General features: G+C 61.2%; 7 protein-coding genes. 5 read left to right on the top strand and 2 right to left on the bottom strand.

Going from position 1 to position 4,358, the window contains the following annotated elements:
• Together VIW95_RS10260 and VIW95_RS10255 are read right to left on the bottom strand one after the other, a co-directional pair.
• On the bottom strand, positions 1-623 hold a 623-nt coding region (locus VIW95_RS10260), incomplete at its 3' end, for an FIST N-terminal domain-containing protein (protein WP_331586070.1).
• A gap of 11 nt (positions 624-634) precedes the next feature.
• Complete coding sequence (locus VIW95_RS10255) at positions 635-2,065, bottom strand: M20/M25/M40 family metallo-hydrolase (protein ID WP_331586068.1); 1,431 nt, start codon at positions 2,063-2,065, stop codon at positions 635-637.
• Positions 2,066-2,358: 293 nt separating this feature from the next.
• On the opposite strand from VIW95_RS10255, the gene VIW95_RS10250 reads away from it, so the two are divergent.
• The 5 genes from VIW95_RS10250 to VIW95_RS10235 form a co-directional block, all read left to right on the top strand.
• Entirely contained in the window at positions 2,359-2,520 is a 162-nt protein-coding gene (locus VIW95_RS10250; protein ID WP_331586066.1) for a hypothetical protein, read from the top strand.
• On the top strand, positions 2,517-2,795 hold the full coding sequence (locus VIW95_RS17495; RefSeq protein ID WP_349259316.1) for a type II toxin-antitoxin system RelE/ParE family toxin: 279 nt from the start codon (positions 2,517-2,519) through the stop codon (positions 2,793-2,795). Before VIW95_RS10250 ends, VIW95_RS17495 begins: the two co-directional genes overlap by 4 nt.
• 10 nt (positions 2,796-2,805) lie before the next feature.
• Positions 2,806-3,105, top strand: coding sequence for a HigA family addiction module antitoxin (locus VIW95_RS10245; protein ID WP_331586064.1), 300 nt, complete (start codon positions 2,806-2,808; stop codon positions 3,103-3,105).
• A gap of 30 nt (positions 3,106-3,135) precedes the next feature.
• Positions 3,136-3,828: an endonuclease III gene (locus VIW95_RS10240; RefSeq protein ID WP_331586062.1), complete on the top strand. Its 693-nt coding sequence runs from the start codon at positions 3,136-3,138 to the stop codon at positions 3,826-3,828.
• Positions 3,829-3,940: 112 nt separating this feature from the next.
• A partial coding sequence (locus VIW95_RS10235) for an NAD(P)-dependent oxidoreductase (protein ID WP_331586060.1) occupies positions 3,941-4,358 on the top strand: 418 nt, incomplete at its 3' end.

Genomic DNA, 4,358 nt, shown 5'->3' with positions numbered 1-4,358 from the left:
AGGCCGCATGCGATCGTATTAGCGAGGGTGAGCTCGAAGTCTCCCGACAACAGCATCCCGGAGACCGCGTTCGAGCTGATGGTGTCGCCGCAGAAAACAAACGTCTCGCCGATCGAGCCATCCTCGCTCGCGCCGCCGCCGGCGACCGTGACGCCGGGCAATTCCTTGCCGAGAGCTTCGAGCGTCGCCTCGGCTTCGAAGTTGTAGGTATCGGCAAAAAGAATCAGCAGGTTCGACTTGTCGAGCTTCGAGCGCACTGCGGACGCAATGTCAGCCGCGACGCCCGCGGCGCGGCCGCGAAGGGTGGGCACGAAGAATCGGGTTGCGCCAATTTCGTCTTCGTTGCCGCCAAACACCAGCACGGCGAGCGCGTGTCCCGCTTCGATTTCGGTTTCGCCGGCGATGATGCCCATGCTCGAGCATCCGGCGACTTCGCGCGTGCCTGCTTCAGAAGCCACCGTGCGCAGGATCATCGGATACGCGGCGCCGTACGCCGGAGTCGCGAAACACAGCGCGCCGGTCGCGCGGGCGATCCCCGCCTGCGCGAGCGCGGCCGCCGTCGCCTCGGCAGCGGCGCTGCGTGGATTGCGCGCGGTCGAATGACCGACGCCGGCTTGTATCATCGCAACACCTGCTACTGACCTCCGAAAATCTTGAGTAACTGTACCATCCGCTGGATTCCGTCGGCGAGTTCCTTCACGCCGATATGTTCGTTGATGCCATGAACGCCTTTGCCCTCGGCCGGAAGAACTTCGATCGGGATGAAACCATAGGAGACGATTTTTTTCTGGCGGAAGTAGTGGCTGTCGGTGAACCCGATGACCAGCGACGGCACGACGCTGGCCTGATCGCGCATCCGGCCCAGAGAATCAATCGCGGTCATCAGGGCGGAGCGCGACGGCGACGAGATTGGCGGAAAGTTCAAGATCACGTCGATTTTGACGGTGTCGTCGCCGATCGCTTTCCTGATGTCGCTCATGACGGTCTTGGGATCGCTGCCCGGCAGCAGCCGGCAATCTATTTCGGCGTAAGCTGTCTCGGAAATCACGTTGGTCTTCTGGCTGGCGGACAGCACGGTGGGCGTGATGGTGTCGCGCACGCGCGCGTTCTGGCTCGGATCGGAAAGAAACTTGTTCTGATACTCGGGATCCTTCAGCGCGGCGGCCAGATCGAGCTGCTGCCTGGGGCCATGATCGAGCTCGGCCATCGAATGATAATAGTCCTGCACTGGCCCGATGACGTGGATCGGCGTTTTGTACTCGCTCAATTTATTCAGCGCGCGCACCAGCCGCGTGACCGCCGTCTCCGCGGGTGGATCGGAGGCGTGCCCGGCCGGGCCGCTGGCGGTGAGCTTGAGCCACAGCGGCGTCTTCTCGGTGATCGACACGACGTAAGCTTTGCGTTTGTTGTCGGTCAGCGCGCGAATCCCGCCGCCCTCGTTGAGCAGGAAACCGGCGTCGGAGAAGACGTTGCTCTCGTGATCGACGAACCATCCGGCGCCGTTCTTGCCGCCTTCCTCCTCGTCGCCGGTGGCAACAAACAGCACGTCGCGATTGAGCAGGATGCCGGCGCGCTTGATCGCGAGCATCGCCATCAGCTCGATCACGCCGGGGCCCTTGTCGTCGATCGCGCCACGTCCCCAGATTTTGCCGTCCTTGACGGTGCCCGAAAACGGCGGCTGCTCCCATTCTTTCGGATTGGCCGGCACGACGTCCATGTGGCTGAGCAGGATGATCGACTTGTTGTGCTTGCCGATTCCGCGCAGCCGCGCGGCGACGATCCCGCGTCCATGCTGGGGCTCCCAGGTGGTGGCGGGAATGCCGTCGGTGAGAAATTTTTCCTTGAGCATCCGCGCCGCGGCGATCTCGTTACCGGGCGGATTGGTGGTGTTCATCTGGATGTACTTCGACAGCAGGTCGGTCGCCTCCTGCGTGACCTTGTCCCAATTGATCGGTTGCGGAAGCGGCGCCTGGGTAACGCCGCGCGACTCAGCGGGCAGGACGTTCGGAGAAGCGGCCGGCGAGGCCGCAAAAGCGGAGCTGGTGAGCGCAACGAAAGCGAGCATCGAGAGCGCGGCAATTGCGGTCGAGGCTGCGCAGCGCGGTTCTGAGTGACTGAATAGAGGTGAAAAGGGCAACTTATACCATATGTAGTGGTTTTTGGGAGGACTCTCTACCATCGGTAGTTTCGTTCCGTCAAAAAAGGTTTTCACGGGAAGCTCGTGTCGCCCGATTTCTCGCGAGCTCGACGAGGTTGCGGCATCCTGACCGTAGTCCATGCCGTATGAATAGCACGGCTGGTCCGAAGTGTTCAGGCTGAAAAGTTCATCCCCCCATGCTGGGAGCTGAAGAAGGATGAATGGCTGCGGTTGAAGATTTCGATCACGCGCTGAAGGAATTCGGCCGTAAGCGCGCCATCAGCCACTCGATGGAGGAAAGTGAGGCGCGGTGGAAGGTTGCAGATGAAAAACCAGACCAATTGACCGTATACCGGGATTCGGTATACTGTCGCGAATTGTGATTGGTTCCTTCGCTGATCGGCAGACCAGGGAATTGTTCGCCGACCGCTTCGTGAGTCAGCTCCAGGGTGTGGCTCGTAGTGCGAAGCGCAAGTTGGAGGCGCTCAACGCCGCCAGCCGACTGGAGGACCTGAAGGTGCCGCCCTCAAATCGGCTCGAAAAGCTAAAGGGTAAACTGGAGGGCTTCCACTCAATCCGAGTGAACGATCAGTGGCGTGTTATTTTCAAATGGCACGATGGTGACGCGCAGGAGGTACGTATAGTTGACTACCATTAGGAGAATTTCGATGAAGGATGAATTTGCGCCGGTAACTCCGGGCGAAATGCTGAAGGAGGAGTTTTTGGCCGAGTTTGGCCTTTCGCAAAATCGGCTCGCTAAGGCGATTGGCATTTCTCCGAACCGGATCGCTGAGATCGTCAACAACCGTCGCCGGATAACCGCCGATACGGCGCTGCGGTTGGGTCTGTATTTCGGTAACAGCCCAGAGTTCTGGCTGAATCTGCAGACGCACTACGATCTCAAGATGGCGCGCAAGAATCTGAGGCCCGACGCGATCAAGCGGATCAAATCGCAACGAGCAGCGTGAGCTACAGGCTCGATAAGCCGGTTGATGGTATTGCGCACGAAAACTGAAACGACGCGGCGCGTGGCGATCGATGCGCGCGGCGTTAGCCGGGTGCTGAGGGTGTTGAGGCGCGAGGCGCCGTCGTGGAACGCGCCGATCGTGAGCTTCATCGCAGTGCAGCATCGCGATCCATTCCGGACTTTGATCTCGTGCATCCTGAGTTTGCGCACGCAGGACGCGACAACGGCGGCAGCGTCGAGCCGGTTGTTTGAGAAAGCTCATACGCCCGACGCGATGCTCGCGCTGTTGCCGAAAACGCTCGAGCGGCTCATCTATCCGGTGGGGTTCTATCGGACCAAGGCGCGCGTCATCCGCGGAATTTGCCGCGACCTGATCGAAAAATTCGGCGGATTGGTGCCCGACGAAATCGACGCGCTGCTGACGCTCAGGGGCGTTGGGCGCAAGACCGCCAACCTTGTCGTGACCGAGGCTTACGCGAAGCCGGGCATCTGCGTCGATACTCATGTGCATCGCATATCGAATCGATGGGGGCTTGTGCGCACCAAGACCCCAGACAAGACCGAGATTGCGCTGCGCGCTGTCCTGCCCGCGCGGCATTGGCTTGAGTACAACGGAATCCTGGTCGCGTTCGGGCAGACGATTTGTCATCCGACGTCGCCGTGGTGCTCGCGATGCAAGATCGCGGCGGCGTGTCCGCGGATTGGGGTGACGCACTCGCGCTGAATGATCAAATGTGAAACCCGCGGTGGGTTTCACGCTTCCTTCGGCAGGGGTGCCCTGCACCCAGTAATAAGAAGTTCATTGCCCCAGCCGGGGCGAGTGATAGCTTGATCGCATGACACAAAAAATTGGATTCGTCGGGTTGGGTGCGATGGGTCAGCCGATGGCGGCGAACCTGATCGCCGCGGGATTCCAGCTGACGGTTTACAATCGGACCGCGTCGAAGGCGGAGCCGCTGGTTGCCAAGGGAGCGCATCGCGCGGACCGTGCGGGCGATGTCGCGCATCCGGGTGGTGTCGTCGTCTCGATGCTGGCCGATGACGCGTCGGTCAAGGCGCTGGTGATGGGCGAGGATGCGCTCGCCGAGCACCTTGCGCCGGACGGGATTCACATCTCGATGAGCACGGTCTCGCCGGCCACCACCCGCGAACTCGCCGCGTACCACGCGTCGCGCGGGAGCGTGATGGTGGCGGCGCCGGTGTTCGGGCGGCCGAACGCCGCACAAGCGAAGCAGCTGCGGATTTGCGTTTCGG

This window comes from Binatus sp. (SeqCode) (genome assembly GCF_036522015.1).
GTDB lineage: Bacteria > Desulfobacterota > Binatia > Binatales > Binataceae > Binatus.
Note: the sequence above shows the minus strand (reverse complement) of the source record. Positions and strands in the feature narration are given on the sequence as shown.

Bases quoted from the DNA above. Each gene is read 5' to 3' on its own strand.
- VIW95_RS10255 (WP_331586068.1), bottom strand. From the start codon at position 2,065: ATGCTCGCTTTCGTTGCGCTCACCAGCTCCGCTTTTGCGGCCTCGCCG.
- VIW95_RS10250 (WP_331586066.1), top strand. From the start codon at position 2,359: ATGGCTGCGGTTGAAGATTTCGATCACGCGCTGAAGGAATTCGGCCGT.
- VIW95_RS10245 (WP_331586064.1), top strand. From the start codon at position 2,806: ATGAAGGATGAATTTGCGCCGGTAACTCCGGGCGAAATGCTGAAGGAG.